This is a genomic window from Candidatus Borrarchaeum sp. (genome assembly GCF_019058535.1).
GTDB classification, from domain to species: Archaea; Asgardarchaeota; Sifarchaeia; order Borrarchaeales; family Borrarchaeaceae; genus Borrarchaeum; species Borrarchaeum weybense.
Genome location: NZ_JAHPYX010000083.1, coordinates 1 through 22753 on the forward strand (window position 1 = coordinate 1; position 22753 = coordinate 22753).

Annotated in this window: 22 protein-coding genes; 6 read left to right on the plus strand and 16 right to left on the minus strand. The window is 35.7% G+C overall.

What is annotated here, in order from left to right:
• The 4 genes from QVB70_RS04525 to QVB70_RS04540 form a co-directional block, all read right to left on the minus strand.
• On the minus strand, positions 1–408 hold a 408-nt coding region (locus QVB70_RS04525; protein WP_287583819.1), incomplete at its 3' end, for a hypothetical protein.
• 449 nt (positions 409–857) lie between these two features.
• A complete protein-coding gene (locus QVB70_RS04530; RefSeq protein ID WP_287583822.1) occupies positions 858–1802 on the minus strand; it encodes a transcription initiation factor IIB family protein in 945 nt (314 codons plus the stop codon).
• Positions 1803–2296: 494 nt separating this feature from the next.
• Positions 2297–3232 (minus strand): DNA repair and recombination protein RadA, encoded by a 936-nt coding sequence (gene radA / locus QVB70_RS04535; RefSeq protein WP_287583824.1) that lies wholly within the window; start codon positions 3230–3232, stop codon positions 2297–2299.
• Between the two features lie 338 nt (positions 3233–3570).
• Complete coding sequence (locus tag QVB70_RS04540) at positions 3571–4533, minus strand: transcription initiation factor IIB (protein ID WP_287583827.1); 963 nt, start codon at positions 4531–4533, stop codon at positions 3571–3573.
• Between the two features lie 726 nt (positions 4534–5259).
• On the opposite strand from QVB70_RS04540, the gene QVB70_RS04545 reads away from it, so the two are divergent.
• Together QVB70_RS04545 and QVB70_RS04550 are read left to right on the plus strand one after the other, a co-directional pair.
• Complete coding sequence (locus tag QVB70_RS04545; protein WP_287583829.1) at positions 5260–6024, plus strand: hypothetical protein; 765 nt, start codon at positions 5260–5262, stop codon at positions 6022–6024.
• Between the two features lie 13 nt (positions 6025–6037).
• Entirely contained in the window at positions 6038–6496 is a 459-nt protein-coding gene (locus tag QVB70_RS04550) for a tetratricopeptide repeat protein (protein WP_287583830.1), read from the plus strand.
• A 17-nt stretch (positions 6497–6513) separates the two neighbouring features.
• On the opposite strand, the gene QVB70_RS04555 is transcribed toward QVB70_RS04550, so the two are convergent.
• The 3 genes from QVB70_RS04555 to QVB70_RS04565 form a co-directional block, all read right to left on the minus strand.
• Positions 6514–7281 (minus strand): TatD family hydrolase, encoded by a 768-nt coding sequence (locus QVB70_RS04555; protein WP_287583831.1) that lies wholly within the window; start codon positions 7279–7281, stop codon positions 6514–6516.
• Positions 7282–7340: 59 nt separating this feature from the next.
• The gene (locus QVB70_RS04560) at positions 7341–7640 is read right to left on the minus strand and encodes a carboxymuconolactone decarboxylase family protein (RefSeq protein WP_287583833.1); all 300 of its coding nucleotides are present in this window, start codon (positions 7638–7640) and stop codon (positions 7341–7343) included.
• 81 nt (positions 7641–7721) lie between these two features.
• Positions 7722–8813 (minus strand): Xaa-Pro peptidase family protein, encoded by a 1092-nt coding sequence (locus QVB70_RS04565; RefSeq protein WP_287583834.1) that lies wholly within the window; start codon positions 8811–8813, stop codon positions 7722–7724.
• A gap of 233 nt (positions 8814–9046) precedes the next feature.
• Here QVB70_RS04565 and QVB70_RS04570 point away from each other — a divergent pair, with 233 nt between their 5' ends.
• From QVB70_RS04570 to QVB70_RS04585, 4 genes are all read left to right on the plus strand, one after another.
• Positions 9047–9595: a Rab family GTPase gene (locus QVB70_RS04570; protein ID WP_287583836.1), complete on the plus strand. Its 549-nt coding sequence runs from the start codon at positions 9047–9049 to the stop codon at positions 9593–9595.
• On the plus strand, positions 9595–10314 hold the full coding sequence (locus QVB70_RS04575) for a hypothetical protein (protein WP_287583839.1): 720 nt from the start codon (positions 9595–9597) through the stop codon (positions 10312–10314). The genes QVB70_RS04570 and QVB70_RS04575 overlap by 1 nt, the downstream gene beginning before the upstream one ends.
• A 390-nt stretch (positions 10315–10704) precedes the next feature.
• A complete protein-coding gene (locus tag QVB70_RS04580; protein WP_287583841.1) occupies positions 10705–11328 on the plus strand; it encodes a hypothetical protein in 624 nt (207 codons plus the stop codon).
• A 15-nt stretch (positions 11329–11343) separates the two neighbouring features.
• Positions 11344–11832, plus strand: coding sequence for a hypothetical protein (locus tag QVB70_RS04585; RefSeq protein WP_287583842.1), 489 nt, complete (start codon positions 11344–11346; stop codon positions 11830–11832).
• Positions 11833–11949: 117 nt separating this feature from the next.
• On the opposite strand, the gene QVB70_RS04590 is transcribed toward QVB70_RS04585, so the two are convergent.
• The 9 genes from QVB70_RS04590 to purD all read right to left on the minus strand — a co-directional run.
• Entirely contained in the window at positions 11950–13137 is a 1188-nt protein-coding gene (locus QVB70_RS04590) for an alanine--glyoxylate aminotransferase family protein (RefSeq protein ID WP_287583844.1), read from the minus strand.
• Between the two features lie 119 nt (positions 13138–13256).
• Positions 13257–14372, minus strand: a complete 1116-nt coding sequence (locus QVB70_RS04595; RefSeq protein ID WP_287583846.1) for an AIR synthase-related protein — start codon at positions 14370–14372, stop codon at positions 13257–13259.
• A 5-nt stretch (positions 14373–14377) separates the two neighbouring features.
• The gene (locus tag QVB70_RS04600; RefSeq protein WP_287583848.1) at positions 14378–14671 is read right to left on the minus strand and encodes a hypothetical protein; all 294 of its coding nucleotides are present in this window, start codon (positions 14669–14671) and stop codon (positions 14378–14380) included.
• A gap of 96 nt (positions 14672–14767) precedes the next feature.
• Positions 14768–15571 carry a phosphoribosylformylglycinamidine synthase subunit PurQ gene (locus tag QVB70_RS04605; RefSeq protein WP_287583850.1) on the minus strand — a complete coding sequence of 268 codons (804 nt, stop codon included), beginning with the start codon at positions 15569–15571 and terminating at the stop codon, positions 14768–14770.
• 1 nt (position 15572) lies between these two features.
• Positions 15573–18596, minus strand: a complete 3024-nt coding sequence (locus QVB70_RS04610; RefSeq protein WP_287583852.1) for an AIR synthase-related protein — start codon at positions 18594–18596, stop codon at positions 15573–15575.
• Between the two features lie 12 nt (positions 18597–18608).
• Positions 18609–19541, minus strand: a complete 933-nt coding sequence (locus tag QVB70_RS04615; RefSeq protein ID WP_287583854.1) for a carbohydrate kinase family protein — start codon at positions 19539–19541, stop codon at positions 18609–18611.
• Positions 19542–19550: 9 nt separating this feature from the next.
• Positions 19551–20510: a hypothetical protein gene (locus QVB70_RS04620; protein ID WP_287583856.1), complete on the minus strand. Its 960-nt coding sequence runs from the start codon at positions 20508–20510 to the stop codon at positions 19551–19553.
• Positions 20503–21606, minus strand: a complete 1104-nt coding sequence (locus QVB70_RS04625; RefSeq protein WP_287583858.1) for a hypothetical protein — start codon at positions 21604–21606, stop codon at positions 20503–20505. The genes QVB70_RS04620 and QVB70_RS04625 overlap by 8 nt, the downstream gene beginning before the upstream one ends.
• 50 nt (positions 21607–21656) lie before the next feature.
• The coding region (gene purD / locus QVB70_RS04630) for a phosphoribosylamine--glycine ligase (RefSeq protein ID WP_287583861.1) at positions 21657–22753 on the minus strand (1097 nt) is incomplete at its 5' end.

Genomic DNA, 22753 nt, shown 5'->3' on the forward strand with positions numbered 1-22753 from the left:
CCCCATAATATTCGCCTCTTGCTCTTTAGGACTATATAATAAGCATAATTCCTTAAACAAACTTGATATTCTTACAGAATCTTCTGGATCGGCATAAAATACTGACTCATATCTCGTTTCATTACGAGTGGGATGTTCTATAATGCTATAAGGTGCAGCTATCGTTATATTAACAATATTGGATGATTTGAATTTTATCTTTGCCTCGATAAGAAGATTTGACCTTTCAGTTTCTTTCAAGGTATCGGAGGTGAAATATGTAATAATCACTAATTCTACATTCTCATCCTCATCCTCAAATTCGTGCCAATCTTTTCTTTCCGCAGGCTTTGCGCTCGTTATATTTGGTGTACAAATGAGAATAATAAGAAGAAAAACGAGACCTAATATAATTGTGTTCTTCTTCATTATTAAACACCATTTGAATTCTTTGAAATTTTTTATTTTTTTAAAATTTTCATCCATGCCGTAGAATGAAAAAATCTAAAACAAAGTCTCCTAATAAACTTTTAAATGCTGTCAAACCTTTGCTAGAAGGTTTTGTACCATTGGTACAGAAGAATTCAAAAGCTTAGATTGTGTATATACTATAATCATCCCTTGTCAATACGTCGGTTTTTGCCATAGCACCATCTCCGAATATTCTATAGCATTTCTGGTATTTAAGTTTAATAACACACTTTAATATCCTTATCTTAAGATAATATACAAGCTCACGAAGGCAATACCAATGGGAAACCAGTACTGCGAAGAAGTTATTGAGTTTAAGGGCGAATAAGTATTTAGAAATCTAACTAGAAAAATTGGAGAATTTATTGAAAAGAAAATGGAATAAAATAAAAATGGTTTAAAAGCACTTACACTGTAACTTCTATTTCAAGATTTTTTACTAAATCCTTGTATCTATTTCTTATGGTTACGTCTGTGACCTGTGCTACCTTTGCAATTTCTAGTTTTGTTCTTCTTTCATCTTCAAGTTCTCCGGCAAAATAAAGTGCAGCAGCAGCTAATCCAGTTGGCGTTTTTCCTGTTGTGATACCTTCGTCTTTGGCATCCTCAAGGATTTTTATGGCTCTCCTGGCGACTTTGTCTGAGAGTTTTAATTCATTAGAAAAGCGTGATATAAAGTCACGAGGCGTGTTTAATGGTACTGAAAGATTTATCGTTTTTTTAAGACGCAGAAACCATTGACCAAGTATTTTTTTACTGATTCGTGCTTTTTTTGCAACTTCATCTAAGGTGAGAGGATTTTTTCTGATTCGACAGGCGGCATAAAGTGTAGCAGCAACCATAACGTCTGTAGATATGCCTATTCCCATTTTAGTCTCCCACGCTTTTTTATAAATAATTGCTGCTTCTTCTTTCGTAGATCTTGGAATACCCAATTGACTTGATAAGCGGCCTAACTCTCTAAATGCTTGAACAAGATTTCGTTCCCTACAATTGGTAATCCGTGCTCTTCTTTGCAACCTTCGCAATCTGTAGATTTCTGCTCGTCTCACTGGTGCGATTTTTCCTCCTTTGGCGTCTCGGTACCCATAACCAAGTGTTGTAGATAATCCTTTATCGTGAATAGTATAATTAATAGGGCTTCCTACGCGGCTTTTATTCTTTTGATCTTCAGTTGTGAAACTTCGCCATTCAGGTCCTCTATCAATTATATGTTCTTCGATAACTAGACCACACTTATCACAGATAAGTTCACCTCGGGAGTCATCAAAAACGAGGTTAATTGATCCACATTCAAACTCAGAACACTTATTTTCATCATGTTTTAATTGACACTTTTCTATGATTACCAATCCTCCATTATTAGCAACTGCCTCTACTTTAACTTATCAAAGAACTAAATTAGTTAAAGGGTAGACGCAACTATTCTAGTGCGTATAATGCCTCTCTAAAAAAAGGTCTCATAATTTTCTCGCACTTTCCCAAAGATCCTATAAATATCATTAGTTTTTTACTATATAAGGAGATAAAGTATTTAAATTGATACTATAAGGAAAAAATGTAAAATTTTAGCGGTGAAAATAAAAAAATTATTTGTCTTATTGATTGATTTCTAGAAAAGTTCTTTCATATAGTCGATGTCCACAAAAATCTTTATGATGCTTTTCTAAATGGACAATTTGGGATAAAGGTAAATCTAAACATTTTAAAGTTGTTAAAGAGCACATATTTTACTCGAAATCATTTCTATTTTCCATTTTGCCTCTAATTTTGGGCACTAATCTAGACTTCTAATGAATGAGATGATTTAACAACTTTCTACGCCATAAGAAAAAGAAAAAAAGTTCTATGGGTCTCCAATACCGCCTTCTTGGATTGTAAATACAGCCTCAGCTTCGGGAAGGCAGGGGCTATCGATTACTCGTGCAATCCGTCGATCTCCTTTGGATTTACGCAAATAAATACGTGTAGTACATGCATGGGCTACGATATGCCCACCAACGGGAGCTGTGGGATCGCCAAAGAACATATCTGGTCTAGACATCACTTGATTGGTGACCACAACTGCTAAGTTATTCACTTCTGCAAGACGGAGCAGTTGGTGTAAGTGTTTATTAAGTTTCTGTTGTCGCTCTGCAAGTGTTCCACGACCAGTATATTCGCTCCTGAAATAACTAGTCAGTGCATCCACAATAACTAATTTAATATTCTTTTCCTTAATTATAGCTGCTGATTCCTCAACAAGTAAAATCTGATGATCACTATTGTATGCTCTTGCATAGACTACATTCTGTAAGGTTGAATCAATTTCAAGATCTTCCTTTTCCATCATTTGAACAATACGTTCAGGACGAAAAGTACCTTCAGTATCAACATATAAGGCTGCACCACTTAATCCTCCATTTTCTGGAGGAAGTTGTACCTTTATACATAATTCGTGGCAAAGTTGCGGCTTACCTGATCGGAAAGGCCCATAAAATTCAGTAATGGCATTGGTTTCTACACCACCACCTAGTACTGCATCTAATTGTTGACTACCTGTGGTTATACGCCCAACAGCCTTACGTGTATCATAGAATTCTAGAGCTGTGGAATATCCTATTTCTAATTGCTCACGTGCCGCTTGAATTATTTTTTGAGCGGTAGTTTCACCAATATCGACAGCAGTTGATAGTTCTTTGGGTGAAGCTACGGCTAATGTTTCAAGAGACGCGTATCCTGCTTCTTTCAATTTTACAGCTGTTGCTGGGCCTACACCTGGTAGTTCTTCCAGTTCAACCATAATAATCACCTATCTCACATATACTTGTAAAATCTTGTATTTTAAATATAGAGAGATCGGTGAAAGTAAAAGTATTTCTATTATTAGTTTAATTTCTAAGTCAATTAACAGCATTAAGCAAAAAGTAAAACAAGTGATGATATTTATCAATCAAAAAAGAGTTAACAAATTCATAACTTTCTGTTAGTTCTTAAGCATAAACATATCGTTGGTATAATTTAACGCAAAAAAAGTCAATTTTTTTCAACTTAAATGTTGAAAGAGAATTTTAAAAAGTGAAATCAGTTCAGTATAAGAAAAAATTCAGTTAAAAAAAGAGTAAAGCTTCTGTAGGAGTTTCATGTTGCAACTGCAATCTGGAGATACTTTACTAGCTCTTTATATCGATTTCGAACTGTAACTTCGGTGACTCGTGCTACCCGCGCAATTTCTCGCTGTGTTCTTCTTTCATCTTCTAATATTCCAGCAATATAGAGCGCGGCAGCGGCCATTCCAGTTGGATCTTTGCCTGCGGTAATACCTGCCTCTTTTGCTTTTTTCAGAAGTTTTTTAGCTCTGCTAGATACACTTACTGAGAGACCTAGGTCATTAGCAAATCTTGGGACAAAGTCTATTGGTGTACTTAACGGAATAGACATGTTAACTCTTCTTGCAAGTAATCGAAACGCTTGTCCCAGTTGTTTTTTACTAATATGTGACTTTTCTGCAATTTCATCAAGAGTACGGGGGATTTGTCTAATTCTACAGGCTGCATAAAGCGAAGCAGCAACCAAGGATTCTATTGAAGTGCTTCTACTCATCTTTTTTTCTAATGCTTTTCGATAAATAATGGCTGCTTCTTCTTTAATGGATTTTGGAATGCCCATTTGACTTGCTAGGCGATCTAATTCACTAAGAGCTTGTATAAGGTTTCGGTCCCTTGAACTGTGCGTTCTAGTACGTCGTTGCCACTTTCTCAATCTATAGATTTCTGCTCGTCGACGAGGTGCCAGATTGTTTCCATAACTATCTCTATTTTCTGGACCAATAATTGTGGACAAGCCTTTATCATGTATAGAATAATTCATGGGGCTGCCTACACGGTCTCTCTTTTTTCGTTCTTCCGCCGTGTAGCTACGCCATTCTGGCCCTGTATCAACCATATGTTCTTCAATAACCAATCCACAGTCATTACAAATGATCTCTCCCCGAGTATCATCACAAACAACATTAAGTGAGCCACATTCATTACAGCGAATTTCCCTACAGAAGCTGATGTCTTCATTAGTTTTAGTTCTTCTTTCAATCTCTATATCACTCATTTTTTATTCCCCTAATATTAGTTTTCTGTATAGGTTTAACGATGAGCATATAGGCTAATAGACACGAAATACTTCACGAAAATCAGATCATCAGTATGTAATTTTCAGGAAATGACGTTCCCACAAACTATACCTTTTTTATATCTATATATTGATATGGATCGATAAGTATATAAAACTAACCTATTTGGTAATGCTATATTATAGATTATGACAATAATTTGAATAGTCTTAGCGGTAGAAATGAAAAATGATTTCTTTAAATGATAGTTTTATTTAAGATTAGTTTTATTAGCTTTTTAAATTATTAAAAAACTCCTGCCAACACTTTTGAAAATTGAATTTTAAATGATATCTTCATTTAGTTTTCAAGAATCATTGGCTTGCTTTACCTTAATCGAAATTCTTTTTTAAAAAAAATCCTTGTTAGTACAAAGGTGATTATTTTGAAAAAAGCAAAAAGAAGAATGTCAGCTGTATCCAAATGTGCTGGATGTTGTTAAGTCTAGTCTACTAAAGAACGCAGATAATGTCACCATGTTTTTATTTTTTATTTCCTTAATCAAAAAAAAGGATATACAAGTATTTTTTTCTCCAAGAGCTTGTTAAAAAACTTCTCATCCTAAAATTCTGATTTTGTTTGATTCTAGCAAGTGATAATTGTTCTAAAAACATTAAAATACAACGAAGTAGTGCCTTTCTTAAGAAGAATCAAGTGATCTAGATATGAGTATAATTGAGTTTCGCAACGCTGTAGACGTGATAGCTGGACTTGGAAAAATCCATGTTAGGTTACTTCAAAATCAAATCAGGCTTGGCGAATTGCACGTAGAAGAGTTTCTTCAGAAAAGAGGTTTTATTGAGGCGCATGCTACTGCTTATAAGTATTATCAAAAACATGGGATCGAACAATTGAAGCAAGCAGTTGATTTTGCTTTGAAAGTCGCTAGAGAAGTCCGGCTTGAAAAACGTGTGAGTGTTGGAGAATTCATAGAATTTGTTGATTTTCTATCAGAATATCCTCGTGAATTAATAATCAAATTACATGATGGCGTAAAAACAGGGGGAACTGAATTCGACCGCTATTTGGAATTACGAAATGACAAAAGCCCATATCAAGAGGCATGGTTATTTATTTCAGAATATGGGAAACCTTCGTTTCAGACCTGTTGTTCAATGTCGTTGCAAGCCGATGCTACAGAAAAATCAGATAGAATTTTGCATCTTTCAAATAAAATGAAACTACAAGAGTCTTTAATGTTAGATAATTTCACTAAAATGGTGGAGAACTCCCCATCCAACCCTAAAGGATTAATTAACGAAAGTGATAACTTAGAAGTTGAAACTGAAGAAATTTCAAGTAATCAGAATGAAATGGAACAACTTTATACTAGTAATTCAGAAGTTATAGAAGAAGTAATGGAACCAAGAACTGAAAAAAAGGGAAGGTTCAAAAAACTTTTTAGTCGAAAAAAATGGCGAGTACACTGAGGAAGGGAGGTCCATGTCAGTAGACGATTACTTCAAAAGAGGATATGAGTATTTTGTACAAAATCAGTACCAAAAAGCAATAAGTGAATACGAAAAAGCGTTAAAGATTGATCCAAAACACTATAAGGTCTGGTACAATATGGGTGTTACTTACGGCATGTTTGGTGAGCATAATAAAGCGATTGAGTGCTTTCAAAAAGTTATAAAAATCAAACCTAATTTGGAAGAAGCATGGAACGCTATGGCACTAGCTTATGGTGCACTTCAAGATCATACAAAGGTAATCGAAAATTGTGAAAAAGCAATAGAACTCAACCCTCAACATGAAAGGGCATGGTATAATATGGCTGTTGCTTATGGGGTAATTGGAAATCTTGATCAAGAAATTAAATGTTTAAAGAAGGCATTGGAAATCGATCCTAACAATAAACTTTTGAAAAGTAAATTAGAAGCCGCAAAAAAGAAAACCTAACGGAGTATGATTAGTTTTTAAAATTTGAAGATTCTTTCAGCATTCTTATGAGATATTCTTTCTAGAAGATTTTTTTCAACTCCATGAGATTTTAGACTTTCAATCGTCTGTGCAACACTCGTGATATTACACTTACGAAAGCCATTGTCGCTATTTAGCACGATAGTATTATTATCACTATATTGAATAACCAAATCAGCGGCAGTTTCAGGTAGTAATTTACCAGATTGTACTGTAAGCCCCACATTATAACCAGATTTGTCCACTTTAGGCATAGTTACGGCATTAACGTGATCTAAGACTACTAATTCGGGATTGATTCGAATTTTATCAATTGTAGGTAAAGTTTTTTCTGTAATTTTGAGTTTGTTGGCACTAGGAGTGTGGACTATTATAGGAAAGTCAAAATCTTTTGCTAGTTCGAGTTGTGATTTTAAAGCGTCAATTTCTTTGCTTGAACCTAGTTGTAGACCTGTTTCACCAAAGGCAACTACAAATTCATGTTCATATAAGGTTTTCATAACTTCAATTATCATGTCAAAGCCGGCTTTTGGGATGGAACGAGGGTGAATTCCTATCGCTGCGTATAGATTTAACCCCCATTCCCGGGCTTTAGGCACGTCGTAGTCAATAAGCCTTGTGAAAAAGTCAATTAAAGTCTGGGGGTAATTTGGTTCCACGGGAAAATATGCACAAGTAATTGCACGGTTTATACTATTTGAAACCATTTCTCTCAGTTCATCTTCACTCATCCCGTCAGCATGAATGTGAGTATCAATATGCAAACCATTCACCTTTATTGCTTTCAAAAAGGGTGAAAACAAGCGCTCGGTAAATTTTTTGGTTAAAATAACTCTCCTAGTGCTTGTGCTGCCGTGTAGATACTCCCTGCACCACTAACATAATGAGTGACACGTAATGTTTCCATAACCTCTTCTTTTGTCGCACCTGATTGCATTGCTGCTCGAGCTAAAAATTTTACCCCTCGAACTGCACCATGAGCTGCATCTAGAGCCATCGCAAGAAGAAATTTAAACTTCTGAGGTAATGCACCATCCTCAAGGGCAAATTCAGCAGTATTCTGTACAAGTTTGTGAAGTTCTGGATCGAGCGTTTCAATAATCTTTAAAGGATGTTCAGACATTTACTCACCTCTCGAATTGGATAGACTGGGTTTTACATGTACATCTATACCTTTTTAATTATTGGGAGTGTCATCTGAAATTCAAAGATCTCTGTCAAATGAAGTTAATAATTTGCAACCAGTTTCAGTCACTAAAACCGTATCCTCAACCCTTATCCCACCGACCCCTGGTACATAAAGGCCTGGCTCGATCGAATGAACTATTCCTGGAACTAGTTCAGTTTCTTCCGTTTCAAGTATGGGGGGTTCGTGTTCTTCTAGCCCCAAACCATGTCCTATTAGATGCACAACATATTCTCCATAGCCGGCTTCTTGTGCAACCTGTTTTCCAACTTCGTGCACCTCAAAGGCCTTAACCCCGGGTTTCACTGTCTCAATAGCCTCTTTATGCATTTGTAGCACGACTTCAAAGAGATCCTTCTGTTCTTGAGTTGGGGTTCCAACGATCTTTGTTCTTGAAATATCTGCGCAATATCCATTATATCTACCTCCAAGATCCATTAGAATGAGGTCATTCATTTCTATCTTCTTTTCCGTTGGCTGAGGAACAATTAACTCTGTTCTATCCCCTGATCCAAGAACTGTCGGAAATGACAGTTCACGAGCACCTGCTAATTTCATAGTGGCTTCTGCTTGGAGCACTATTTCAAGTTCTGTTTTACCTATCTCTAAAGCTTCGGTGACTGTTTTTGCACCAGCATCTGTTATTCTTGCTGCATTTTTTAAGCATGATATCTCAGCAGGACTTTTTATCATCCTTAAGGTTCTTATAATATCTGTTGCGTCTATAAATTCTACATTTGGAAATTTATTTTTGATGGCTAAGTAGAGAGGAGTAGGGAAATTGCTCCAGCCAACAATCCCGATTTTACCGTCAACATAGGTATTTTTAAGAATCTCTGGAACACCAACCTTTAGGTCTGAAGTAGCTTGTGTGTCTGAAATACCTGAGATTTCTTTAGCTCTTAAGAGGTCCCAATCTTGATCTATCAAAAGCACAGGTTCGTTTTCCTTTGGAATAAGGACACTCGCAGCCCCAGTGTATAGAGTATAATTAGAGAGATAGGTCATATCCGGTACAGAAGAAACAATTAGATATCCTAAATCGCTTTTTTCTATCATTTTCTTCGCTTTCGCAACCCTTTCACTGAATTCTTCTTTAGGAATACTCATAAAAAATCCGTCCATATGATCTAAAAGTTTATCAATTTATTCTAGCTAACAGACTTAAATTAATTGTGGCTACGTTTGTAAACTTGATTGGTATTGAAGAATTTTAAGATTTGTTTTGACGTCGAGTGCTGCAATAACAGCATAAAAAATATATATGACGGTGTCGTCAAAGATCTTATGATAATCAAAATTAAAGAAGGAGTAGCCAACTGTAACTGTAGAGGTAGAAATCTTTGGAGAGCGAAAAAAAAACCTATATATTCAAAATACTTGTCGTAGGAGAAGGAGGCGTTGGAAAGACGACATTTATAAATAGATACGCTACCAAAAAGTTTGTTGAAGACACAAAGAAGACTATCGGTACATCTTTTTATCTTTTTGAAAAAAAAATACGTGAAAATATTATGGTTACACTTCAAGTGTGGGACTTCGGGGGTGAAAAAAGATTTCGATTTATTTTACCCAGTTATTGTGAGGGGGCACAAGGGATAATATTTGCTTTTGATCTTACACGAATCTCTAGTTTATTTAATCTCCATGAATGGTATGATATTATCAGAGAGAAAATTGACAATACAGATCTTATGTTTATGGGATCAAAACTAGATCTTGTTAAGGAAATGGGTGCCGAAGCAATAAATGATGAACAAATTTTGGAATTCATAAAAATATACGATCTATCGGCTAACTCGCTTATTAAAACAAGTTCTAAAACTGGAGAAAACGTTGAAAACGTATTTACTCAACTATTGAATGCGATTTATAGCAGGGTGACAGGATAATGTCTAAACAAAAGATTTTTTCAGAGTATTGTGAAATATGTAAAACTACAATCAAACATCCTATTAAGAAAGAACAATTACATCCCAGGGGAGGAGGACTGTATTCTGGTATATTTCTTCACAAATGCAAAGAAAATGAAGAAATTCATGCTGTACTTAGTTATTTCGACGCAGATCTTGCACACAGGGGAACAGAGGGTTCAAAATTATTTCATACTGATCTCTCATTAGAAAATCTAAAATCAAGTGCTTTACCAGACTTAAAAGATGAAATAGAACTCAAGCAAGACATTAAAATGTTCTATGAGTGGCTAATTAATGAGTATATTTTCTATTTTAAAAGTATAAAACTGGCAACAATGAAACAAGTGGGCTCAATTTTAGAAGAAATTCTAAATAAGTTAAAACTACAAACTAATATATATAACAATTTTAAATTAATCTCTGATAAAACGAGCGATAAGATTATTTGTGATTTAGAAACGAAAGACGCACAAAAAATTAAAACCAGAGAACTTAAAAAAGCCTATCAAACACTTTTTAATCAAATTAGGTGGCAGTTTAGGGAAAATGATGAACATGATGCTTTCGAATCATCAAAAAAATTGGGTTTCAAAATGGTTAGAATATGGAGAGATTTATTAAGATTTGGCGTTTCTGAAGATATGTTTCGTTCACTAGAAGTCTTATTGACACTTCGAGATTTTTCTGATATATGAATTGGAAAAACTGAAATTTTGTATTACTTTAACTTCATGGTATTTAAGTAGACTATTCAAAAAATTTTGCGATTAATATCAATGATTTTTGGTTTTTGTTCTTTCAATAATTCACTTACTCCGACATAAATTTGTAGAATAAAAAACTCAATTGTCTATTGTATCTTAGATATTGAAAATACCTGGAATATTAGTATTGTCTTAACTAAGTAACGAATGAAGAGGAAAATGCCTTACTACCTTAAAACGTTTTCCTAGAGTTATCTTAGCACAAATTAGGTTTGAAATGAGAAGCAATTTACCAGAAGATTTTTATCTTACCTTTGGGTGCGGTAACTAGAGGAGGTTATAGATCTGATTGACGTTTTTTTAGTCCTAGATGAGACTGGAGTGCCCCTTTGTCAAGCAAGATCTCCTGATGCTATGTGGAATGATACTATGGCCGCTGGAATCATGTCGGCAATAGATGAAGTCAGTTCGACTTATTGGCAAGGCAATATATTATCACGACTTGAATTTCGTGAAAAACAACTCTATCTTCTCCGCGATACAAATAAAAGTCGCACATTCGTGCTTGTTACCACTATGAGTGTCCCTCATGAAATTGCAGAGTCATGCCTCAACGAAATGAGTGAGAAATTTGCGATTGTTTGCCTAGAAAAACATTCTAGTGGACTTGTAACTTCTAGAAGTTTAAATGAAAATTACCAGCAAATAGGACATGAACTATTACAAGAATGGAATGCAAGGGCACGTAAAATAGTGCTCCAGAGTGGAGAACCTCACTATCAAGCCCTTTATACTTATGATGAAGTTAAAGAAAGGGAAAAAACCTCTTTCATATTAGACAAAACAATTCTCCGAGTACTTTGTGATGCTGGAACACTTTCATTGCGTCATCTAAGACAACGGATAGCTACCTTTGAAGAAATGCTTGGAGAACGAATTGACATTCCACAACTACAATCAATTTGCGAACGTTATGTAAATGACGGATTAATTAAAAAACTTTAAGGAGAGTATTATTTCATGGATTTATTTAGGTTCTTTCGAAGGAAGGATTACAGCAGGAATTTCTTAAATCGGATGGTTATAGGCTTAGGAGTCGGACTCGTCAAGTCAAGAACTCATATTTTAAGTCCTGATTTTGGCCCACAGGGTTCCATGGATGTGTTAGCAACTTGGATGGGGCAAGAAGTTGCCAAAGAATTGTTAAATCAAAAGAAAATTAATACCAATTCTTCTAAGAGTGAAGTCATTGAAAGTGTCCTTGACGAGGTACGAATTGCAGAGGATCTCGAAATTTCCTTTGACAATAACTCCGCTCATATTGCAGTTCAGCAATGTCTTATTTGTCCACGACGAGTTGGTGGTTATGACCTTGAGGGGCATACTGCCTGTCCAGTAGGAGGAATACTACGAGGTGCAATCAATTTAGTGACTGGTAAGAGCCCTCAAGTTAAGCGCATCGCTTTACGCCCAGCAGAAATTTGTCAAATAGATTTTGAACTCAGTTGAGTACATTAAACAGATCTTCAGAGTTTATAAATAACAGGAATGAATCCAACAGATAATAGACAAATAACTTACTATCACGACTTCACGGGAACCTAGACTTCTATGTCCTTATTTTTTTCATTTTGCTTGTTGTATTGCGTTGTGTTGTCCATATACTTCCATTGCTGCTATAACTGCAGACCCAGGTTTTGTTTTAAAACCAAGTGAAGAGAGAGTTTGTTCTAAAGCGGCTAGAGTAGGTATCACATAAAACTGTGAGGCAGTCACACCCATATGTCCAATTCTAATGCCATTAAGACCAATTAGATTTTTCATGAGAGAAACCATGATATTATACTTCCCGTTAATGATTCTTCTAACCTCGTCTTCATTTAATTCATCTGGTAATCTGAAGGCTGTAACCGTGTCAGAAGCGATTTCTTCTTTTGGCAGACATTGTAAACCAAGTGCTCGAATTCCTGCGCGAACGGCTTTAGCTGAAATTGCGTGCCTCTTATATCTATTCTCAAGTCCTTCTTCTAGCGCTAATTCAATTGCTTTTCTTAGTGCCAGTACTACTGAAGTTGGCACAGATGCAGGAAATGGATGCCCTATTTCTGTCAATTCTTCTATGTATTCCTCCCATACATTGAGATTCAAATATCTACCTCTAATGGGCTGTTTTCTGTTTTTAGCTACTTCCCATGTTTTTTCACTGAGCATCACTGGAGTAACGCCCATAATGCTGCCTAGCGCTTTACTTGCATAGCCTACGCATACATCAATGTTCCAATCGTCACATCGAAGCTCCATTCCTCCAAAAGATGAAATTGCATCAACAGCATACAATATACCATTCTTTTTTGCTATCTCACCTATTTCTTTCACTGGATTTGCTACAGCTGTTGATGTTTCATTATGAACCAGGAAAATTGCTTTAATATCTTCTTGCTCACACTTTTCCTTTATTGAATTAACATCAGCGGCCTCTCCATAATTTCTTGTTGTGACAACAGGCATACTTTCGTATAATTCAACTACTCGTCCATATAGTTCTCCAAAAAACCCATTATGGACAACAATTGCTTTATCGCCTGGTTCAATTAAGTTTGCAACAGACAGTTCTAAACCTAAGCCTCCAGGTCCAGCAAGAATAATAACTGATTGTTTTGTGTTGAAGATTTTTTTGAGTTGTTGGCAAGTATCTTCATATATGTCCCCCCATTCATTTCCATAATGGGGCATAACTGGTTGTGATAATACATTTAAAACATCAGGATGAGCCTCAGAAGGGCCTGGAATCATTAGGATCTTTCTATTTCGCATAAAACATAGCTCCTGTTTTCTCTATTTGTTTTCAAAGAAAATATATTAGCAAAATCTCTATTGTCTTGATATACAATAGTTTATCAATTCCTAAATTGAAGTATTCATCAATCTTGCTCTTAATATACTATATTTTTAGGTTTAATCAAAATCCGCTTTTCTCCTTCATCTACAAAACCTAGTTTGTATATTTCACTTTTATATTTTTCTGCAATTTGTTTTATTGTTTCTTCTGCTTCTGTGGGTGCTATCAATACCAAAAAAACTCCCATATTCCATACTTGATAGTTTTCTTCGTCAGAAACATTGAAGCCGTATTCTTTCCCAAATTCAACTAGAGCTTGAAATAATAAAGGTGGTTCGGGTACACTTTCAATGACATATGTGAATGGAAATCGCGCTCTTGCAATTTTTTTCCATCCATGTCCAGTTATTGGCGCAATATAATGTAAGTCTACTCCTTGATCAAGCATTTCAATTACTGGTCTTACATAAATAGGTGTAGGCGTTAGTAATTCCTGACCCAATTCTCTACCATTAGGTAATTTTGTGAAATATCCTTCAGGTAATTTCTCAGCAATTTTTCTTGCTTTTGAAACCCCGTTTGAGCATATTCCATCGCTGGGAAGGCCATAGATACAATCTCCACTTTTTATCTTTTGGCCATACATAAAACGACTTTTTGGTTTAATGATACCAACAGAGGCACCAGCTAAATCTAAGGTTTCTGGATACACTACATTTTGTAAAGTAGGGGTTTCACCGCAGGGTATAGCACAACCTGCTAATTCTGCAGCAACTTTAAAACCATATAGTAACTCATCTACCCTTTCAAGATCTTGGAACCAATCAGAATCTCCTGCTGTTATCAAATCTCCATAAGCAATTGGGTCTGCACCTACTGCTAATAAATCTATAAGGGACATAGCCACAGTATCTTGACCAATAAACCGGTAGGCTTCTTTAGCCTTCATTTTTTTAGCAATTTCTTTTTTATCAGTTAATTCTTGATATATTCTATCTGCAATCACATTTTTTGTTCCAAGTCCCTCAACATTAAACGCTAACATAAAATCATAATCAAGAAAATCCAATACAGCTGCGGTTTCACCAACGGGGGCGACTCTTATTCGTAATCTATCTTCAATTGTTCCAAATGTTGATTGAAATAATTCTAAAGCTTTCCTTTTAACTGGATCTAAAATATCGTAATCCACTACGTCTGAATATCGCATTTTTATTACTTCCGTCCAAGAAGACCCCCCAGCTTGTTGGGGGAATGGATTGGACACTCTACCCTTTCTGCGAGCACAGGGGTAGGTATCCATAGGTGTGTTTTAATGACGGGTACTCGCAAGTCCCGCCGCTCCCAACACCAAGGGAGTAGGTTCTCTTCGCCAAGGTTATCAGTCAGTACTATACGATGATCACTGAGAGTTTCCTCTCTGTTTAAACCACCGTTTACAGAGCAAGGGACTAGAGAAGCATCCCTTGGTGTGTTCTTTAACTCTCCTGATAACGTAGATATCGTCATAAACTATATGACCTCTCTTAGGCTAATCAACCAATTACTCTTGTTCCTCACGAAACAAGCCCCCTTACTTGGTAGGGGGTGATTGACCCCATCTAACTAAATTAAATGCTCTCTTACGTATTCAATTCCATTTCTTGATATTTGTATACCTGGTCCTTCGCTAGGTAATTTCCCGTCAAGTTTCAATCTATGCCATTTAGGATGATTATAAGGTGACCAAAATGCTTCTCTATGTGGCATTAACCCAAAAATTCTTCCTGTTGGATCACAAATCCCAGCAATAGCCATATTAGAGCCATTTGGATTATAGGGATATTCCATAGTTGGTTTTCCATCAATTGGATCCGCATAAAATAAGACTATTTGGTCACCCCTATTTAATTCATCTAAAACAGATGGATCGGTTCTGATCTTTCCTTCACCATGTCGAACTGGAAGGTAGAGGTTTTCTATACCTTCTGTCCAAATGCAATTTGAATCTTTATTTACACTAAGATGAACCCATCTGTCTTCAAATTTTCCGGAATCATTGTAAATTAGCGTAACTCTTTGAGTTTTATAATCATCATCAAATCCGGGTAAGAGTCCGGCTTTTACCAACGTCTGAAAGCCGTTACATACCCCAATTAAAAGTTTACCTGATTGAATGAACTCTTGAAGTTCCTCTTCTAGATTATATCTTAATCTATTTGCGTGTATTATTCCAGCAGTAATATGATCTCCATCTACAAAACCACCGATAAGATCAATTACATGATATTCTCTTAGCATTTTCGGTTTATTTATTAAGTCGTTGATGTGAACTTTATCTACTTCTGCACCCAGTAATCTGTATATGTAAACTGTTTCTTCTTCACAGTTTAATCCATATCCAACTGGAACTAAAACTCTTGGTTTCATTTTAACGACCTAAAGTGCTTTTCCATGCTTTCTTTAAATTGTCTAAATCTGAATCGATTACATACTTTCCATTTAATCCTTTAACCTTCAATCTTTTATCTTGAGTAACAATTCCTATCTGTGAATAAATATTATCTCCCATTATTCTTTCAAATTGTTCCTTTTTTTCAGTTGAAACAGTTATGATGAATCTACTATTCGATTGTGAATATAATATGAAATCATCTCTTATCTTCCCTTCATAAGGAACTTTCGTTAATTCGATGTCCATTCCATAGCCACCTGCAAAAGCGGTTTTTGCTAGTGCTATACCCAAACCTCCTATCGTTGGAGTATGTACAGAATTTAGAAGCTCTAGTTCAGTTGCATCACTAATACTTTGATAGATCTTTTTTGCACGTATAGCGTCAACTTTAGGAACATTATTTCCTAAGTATCTTTTACCTCGAAGTTTTTCGCCCATGTAAGAATAATATTCAGAGCCACCTAACTCATCAAGAGTTAAACCCACAACATACACTAAATCATCTGGTTTCTTTACATCCATTGTTACAGTTTTGCTAATGTCATTTATTTTGGCTCTTGCAGAGAACATTAGTGTAGGTGGAATCGAAATTATTCTTTCTACTTCTGTTCCATTATCTATCTCCCTTAGTTTCCAAACGTTTTTCATGCTATCTTTTCCAGAAATACAAGGAATTTTAAACGCTTTACAAAAATCAGCTAAGGATTGATTTGCCCGAACTAATTGAGCGAGTTTATATATACCGTCCTCAGAATTTAGAGTGGAGATATTCCAACAGAAATTATCTAAACCATAAAACACAGTATCTTTGCTAGGTAATTTTCCCCCAACCGCGATAATTCTTCTAACTGCCTCATCTATAATTGATGCAGTCATATGATACGTATCAAGCTCAGAATAATGGGGGTTCTTCCCTTCAGCTACTGCTAGGCCCTCCATACTACCATATTCAAGAAAGGAGACTGTTGCGTCACTGGGTACATCACATTGCTCCCCCACTAATAACTTGATAACGCTAAGTCCCTTAACTTCATGATCATATTGTCTAATTTTTTCTTCCTTAGAACATATGTTCAAACGTTTCAACATCTCTTCTAACGTCTCGTTCAAATTAGGAGGTTGTTCAAACTCAGGCTCTTCAAATATTGGTCTTTTCCATAGTGCTTCTAGTTCCATTTTTGGTAAACCGTCATGTAAAAATTTCATATCAAGATAAGCAACTGTCTTGTTCCCATAAGTTACATGAAATTTTCCAGAATTTTCAAAAAATCCAAGAACTGTAGATTCTACACTTCTTTTTTTAGTTAGTTCCAGAAATTGCTCGATTTTATCAGGTTCAACTGCTAATGTCATTCTTTCTTGTGATTCTGATACTAGTATTTCCCAAGGGTCTAACCCTTGATATTTCAATGGAACCTTCTCTAAGTCAAATTTACATCCGTTACAATATCTAGCCATCTCCCCAATAGAAGAAGATAAACCACCCGCACCGTTATCTGTTATGCATTTGTATAATCCTAAATCTCGGGCTTCTAATATGAAATCACTCATTTTTTTCTGTGTAATTGGGTCACCGATTTGAACAGCTTGAACAGGAGATTCTTTATCAAGTTCTGCTGAAGAAAATGTCGCACCATGTATTCCATCCTTTCCTACTCGCCCTCCAACCATAATTATCAAATCACCATGATCGGCTTTCTTCAGATGGGACGCTTCACCATTGATCTCAACTGGCATGATACCAATTGTACCACAATAGACGATTGGTCTAAACATGTATCTCTTATCAAAAAACTCCCAGCCACTTACTAAAGGAATGCCACTTTGATTTCCACCGTCGATTACCCCTTTATGGACACCATCTCTGATTCTTTTTGGATGTAAGACGCCTGCTGGCACTTTTTCAGTGTATGGACTTCCAAAACAGTAGCCGAATACATTAAACATTAATTTAGCGCCTTTTCCAGTTCCTAGCGGGTCTCTATTTACTCCAACTATTCCTGTAATAGCGCCACCATAAGGTTCTAATGCTGAAGGGGAATTATGTGTTTCAATTTTATCTACGACCAACAATCTGTTATTAAACTTAACCGCACCTGCATTATCATGAAAGGAAGACGCTACCCATCCCCATTTATCGCCAATTGTATTACTTGGGTTCTTTATATAGGTGTCAAAGAGACTATTGATGGTTTCAGTTGTCCCAGTTTCTAGGTCACTATATCGAATAATTGCGTTGAATATTTTATGCTTGCAGTGTTCGGACCATGTTTGAGCCAAGCATTCCAATTCAGCATCCGTAGGTTTGCCATAAAATACTTCATCCATTCCTATCTTTTTTCTTTCCGTGATTACATTTTCATTATTAAAGTAATCTTTTATGGTCTTCATTTCTTCTAAACTTAAAGCAAGAACGCCTTTATTACTGATTTGAATGAGTTTTTCGTCACTAACATTTAAATTATATGCATTTATGTTAATATCTTGTTTTCCTTCAATTTTAGGAATTGTAAACTCAATGCTCTTCTTTTTTATTTCGTCATAACTTGCTATTTTTATGTCTTCTATAATCGGGTTCGCGAGGAGTTTCGTTCCGATAATTTTAACATCGTTCTCTGATAGTTCTTTACTATTAATTAGATATTGGGTAGATGTCCAAACATGTTCATCGTCTTTGAGTTGTCTATTTAGTATCGCAGGGATTGCTATGTTTTTTGAAGTATTGGCAACATTATCGGTTACTCCTGGTTTATATCCTACTTCAATTAACCAATCAAAAATATCTTCTTCGCATAAATATTCTGTTATCGCATCTATAAGAAGATCTCGTTTTATTAAATTCAATTCTTTCTCAGATAAGCTAGCATCTATTGAATAGACCTTTCGGGTTAAAATAGAATCAATTTTTAAATGAAAGAACCTTTCAATTTCTTTCTTTATACTTTCTCCTAAAACGTCTTTTTCGTCTAGTTTGGAGCCAATTTTTATTCTGTGAATCATTAAACAACCACATTAACTCAATTTTTCAGGTTTTTGATAATCAACTGCGCCTTTTGTCCCTATACAGCTTTCAGCGTTTCTGTTCCCCCACATTCCGCAGATACTTAATTTTTTTCCTCGCAAATAAGCAGCTAAAAATCCTGCAGAATAAGCATCACCTGCACCAGTAGTATCTATAACGTTTACTGGTCTAGATTCAATGAAATGTTCTTCTGTTCTCCCAACAACATACGAACCTTTATCACCTAACGTAACCGCAATCACTTCTATTTTGAATTTTCTAATCAAACTCCTTGCTGCTTCTTCATAGTTCTCGTTTGCAAGTCTTTCAATTTCTTCTTCATTTAGTATCAAAATATCAGTAGCTTTCAATAGATTTTTTATTAATAATGGTTCCTTTTCGAAAAGATCACAATAAAGCATACCGAAACTAAGACTCATTTTATTTGATTCTTCAGCAAGTTTGATCTGGGTTTTTAATGAAGACATGCTATACGCACAAGCGAACGTAGATGAGTGAAAGAGATTTGAACTCCTTATTAAATCTAAGTATAGATTTACATCATCCCACTCAATTCTATCATTAGAACCCGGATAAATTGTTATTTTCCTTTGTTTATTACTACCGACTTCTATTCTAGCAACACTTGAATTGAATTGTAAATCTCTGGTGCCAAAGAATTCAATCCCGTAGTTTTTTAATTTGTTTTCGCCTCTATTTCCAGTTTCATCGTTTCCAAGTTTTCCAAGAGCCGCTACTGAAAATCCAAATTTTGCTAAACCGACAAGTGTATTAACTACTGAACCACCAAGAAAAGCTTTTTCATCATTTTCCAACTCTCCTGGAGATTCACGAGATAAAACTTCAGACTCTTTTACCTCATAATCAACATATCTTATCCTGTCTTCATTGATTGCCGCGAATCCAACAACGCTAAAACTCATCAAAACCACTTATTCAAACAAATTTGGCACTATTTCTCTTAGTTCAAGTTTAACTTGTCCAAGTTTCCCTTGATAATTCCCTGCAGAAATTCTTTTTACACCCTCCATGTCAACAACGCTTTCAATACCTACTTTCATGGCATTCCGGACAGCTTTTACTGAAATACCATCGATTACAATTTCTGGAATTGCTCCAATTCCTTCAGGAACTAAAGAATCTTTAATTTCGTTCTTCAACGTAGGAGAGAATCTGTAGTTAGTAGGCGGACCAATCTCTTTGTAGTTTGCAACCATTGAACCAGATGGACAAGTATAGAACGATGTAATAACACCTTCAACATCGCTGATGGCTTTTACCGCTTCACGTCCAGCCTTTCTGCCAGAAAGTACTGAATCACAGAAGAACCACAGGTTTGCTCCCGATACTCCCTTTCCTACATTTAGTTTCTTATCAACAAAAAAATCTTGGCCTCCCATTAAAGGAACTTCGATTGTTTTAGTATTAACTCGTTCATAGCCTCCCCCACAATCACCAATGTATCTTCTTGTATCTATTGTTCCAACAATTTCAATACCTTCACTAGGTTTTAACCAATCATATAAACTCGTTGTATAGCAAGAAAGAATGTCTTGGCGAACTGGGATTGAAAACTCGCGATAAAGTTTTTCAATCTGACTTTCTAATGGTTTGTTTTCATTTAACATGATCCAAAATTGCAGAATGGCACCCTCACGGCCATCTGGAGTCTGTGTTTTCGGTACCCAAGCTTCAATTCCGGCTTCTGTTCTACCTACTACCGTCGCTGGTGTTGAAGTAGATCTGTAAGCAGCAAACCTCAGTTCATCGTTTTCTATATACGGATCTATTCTATCTCCTGGATAAATCCCTCGCTCAGCAGTAACCAATACTCTCACATACAAACCATAAAAAGCCTCACAATAAGTAGAATCTATTTTATTTTTATCCATGAGCCTTTCCTTCCCTCAATTTTTTTCCAAAATTAGAACTTCTTTTTGCAAATTCTTCTTTGTTCTCATCTGTCAGAATGACTACTTCTGGAAGTTTTTTCGGATACAAACTAATCAGCTGGTTAATAAGTTCTGGAGTAACTAGAAAATCTTCCTTTGCCTTTTTTAATCCATGATAACTCCAATTATGAACAAGATCTTGCAATCCTTCTTTCCCAGAGTTAAAAAATGCATCTACTACAATAGATGTTAAAATTGTATTATCTATAATACATCCTATTTCAGCTTCTTTCACTGCATACATATCTCCATTTACAGAAACGGCCAATCCGCCTTCCTTTCTAACTCGACCAAGAGCTTCTCTGTCTGTAATACTGTCACCTGTGTATACAGTTTTACTAACATCTGATGCTCTTTCGAGTAATGCCTGTTCCTTTTTCGATCCACCAATAGTATTTACGCTTTTTAATAGTTCAAAGGAAGTCGAATATTCATTTTCCATTTCAAGGAAAATCTGGTCTAATCTTTCAATGGAACTTAAAACATCCTCAGGTAACTCATCACGACTCTTAGTATTTATAGGAATCTTAATTTTAGGGAGCGATACTATTTCTTCTGCCCGTTTCTTAAGCCAGTCACTTTCCCTTCCATTAAGTTTAAATTTTTCGTTATCTAAGTCTAATTTAGTGCATACTGTATTTTCGAAAGGAAAATCCGTAGCCTTACAGAATGCATGGATATGCTGTTCATAGCTGGTACTTATCAAGTAGCATTCCATTTTTTCTCTTAGAAATTGTAAAGTACTCCTTGTCCCCGTCATTAAATTAACATTTTTTGAAGAAATTGACTCCAACAGGTTGTTTGTTGCCCCAAATACTTTAAAAAAAGGTAACAGAAGTCCTAGTGTACATCCTGAATTATAATTTGGTTTTTTTTCTAAATCAACAAGATAATCATCATATATACTCAGTTGCTTGAAGAGTTCATGCCCATGTGGTCGTATGAGCAAACTTGCAACTTCAAGGGCATTATCATTCAACGAATATGGGCCTTCTACATCAGAAAAATATTTTTTTTCGTCTATAAATTCTCTCATCAACTTATTTCATGTCCCATTCTTCGATAGACTAATTTAAGTGCTTCTTGCTATAGGATTTTTCCAATGTCTCTTCTATAGCGCATTCCTCTAAAACGAATTTTCTTTAGGTTATCATAAGTGTGTATCCTAGCTTCTTCTAAGTTGTTTCCTGTGCCTACGACCGTGAGAACTCTACCCCCAGTAGTATAAATCTGCCCATCTTCATCAAAAGCAGTACCATTGTGAAAAACTAAACAATTGTTGTCGACTTTATCTAAACCTTGGATCTCTTGGTTTGTATGATGTTTTCCTGGATAACCCTCATATCGACCTATTCTTCCACTTACAGCACATGCACATAACTGGTATGTAGGATCCCACTCAAAATGTATCTCGTTCAATTTACCATCCACAATTGCTCTAGAAATATCATAAAAATCTGTTTTTAACCGTGGCAGTATAACTTGTGCTTCTGGGTCACCCATTCTAACATTAATCTCAAGTACATAAGGATTTTTTTGGTCTCCCTCTTTGCAAATCATTAGACCAAAGTAGATAATTCCTTTGTACTCAACTCCATTCAATTTACCAAATTGTGTACTCTCATAATCTTGAATTCTTGTTATAGTAGGGAGTGCTATCTGTTTCATAACCTTCTCGGTTAGTTCTTCATCTAACCATGGATGAGGTGAATAACCTCCCATACCGCCTGTATTAGGATTTTTCCCATCAAAAGATCTTGGATTTACTTTATCATTATCATCAAAAGCGCGTTTATAGTCTTGTGCACCTTCTAAAGCCTTCACAGTTTTACCGTCTGTAAATACAAAAAACATCAATTCTTCGCCGTACAATCTTCTCTCTAAATCAACTCGGATTCCGGCATCACCGAATTTTTTAAGGATCATAAGTTCGTCAACTGTACTCAATGTATCTGCTTTTGAATCGCAAGGAATTGACCCTTTTCCTGCAGCAAGCCCATCTGCTTTTACAACAAGATTTTCGTTAGGGTTGTCAGAGTAGAAGTCTTTTACATACTCTTTTGCTTCATCTGGATTGTCAAAATTCTTATGTTCCGGAATAGGAACACCAATTTTTTTCAAAAAGTCCTTAGTATCACATTTACTTGATTCCAGTACTGTAGCCATTTGAGAAGGACCTACGA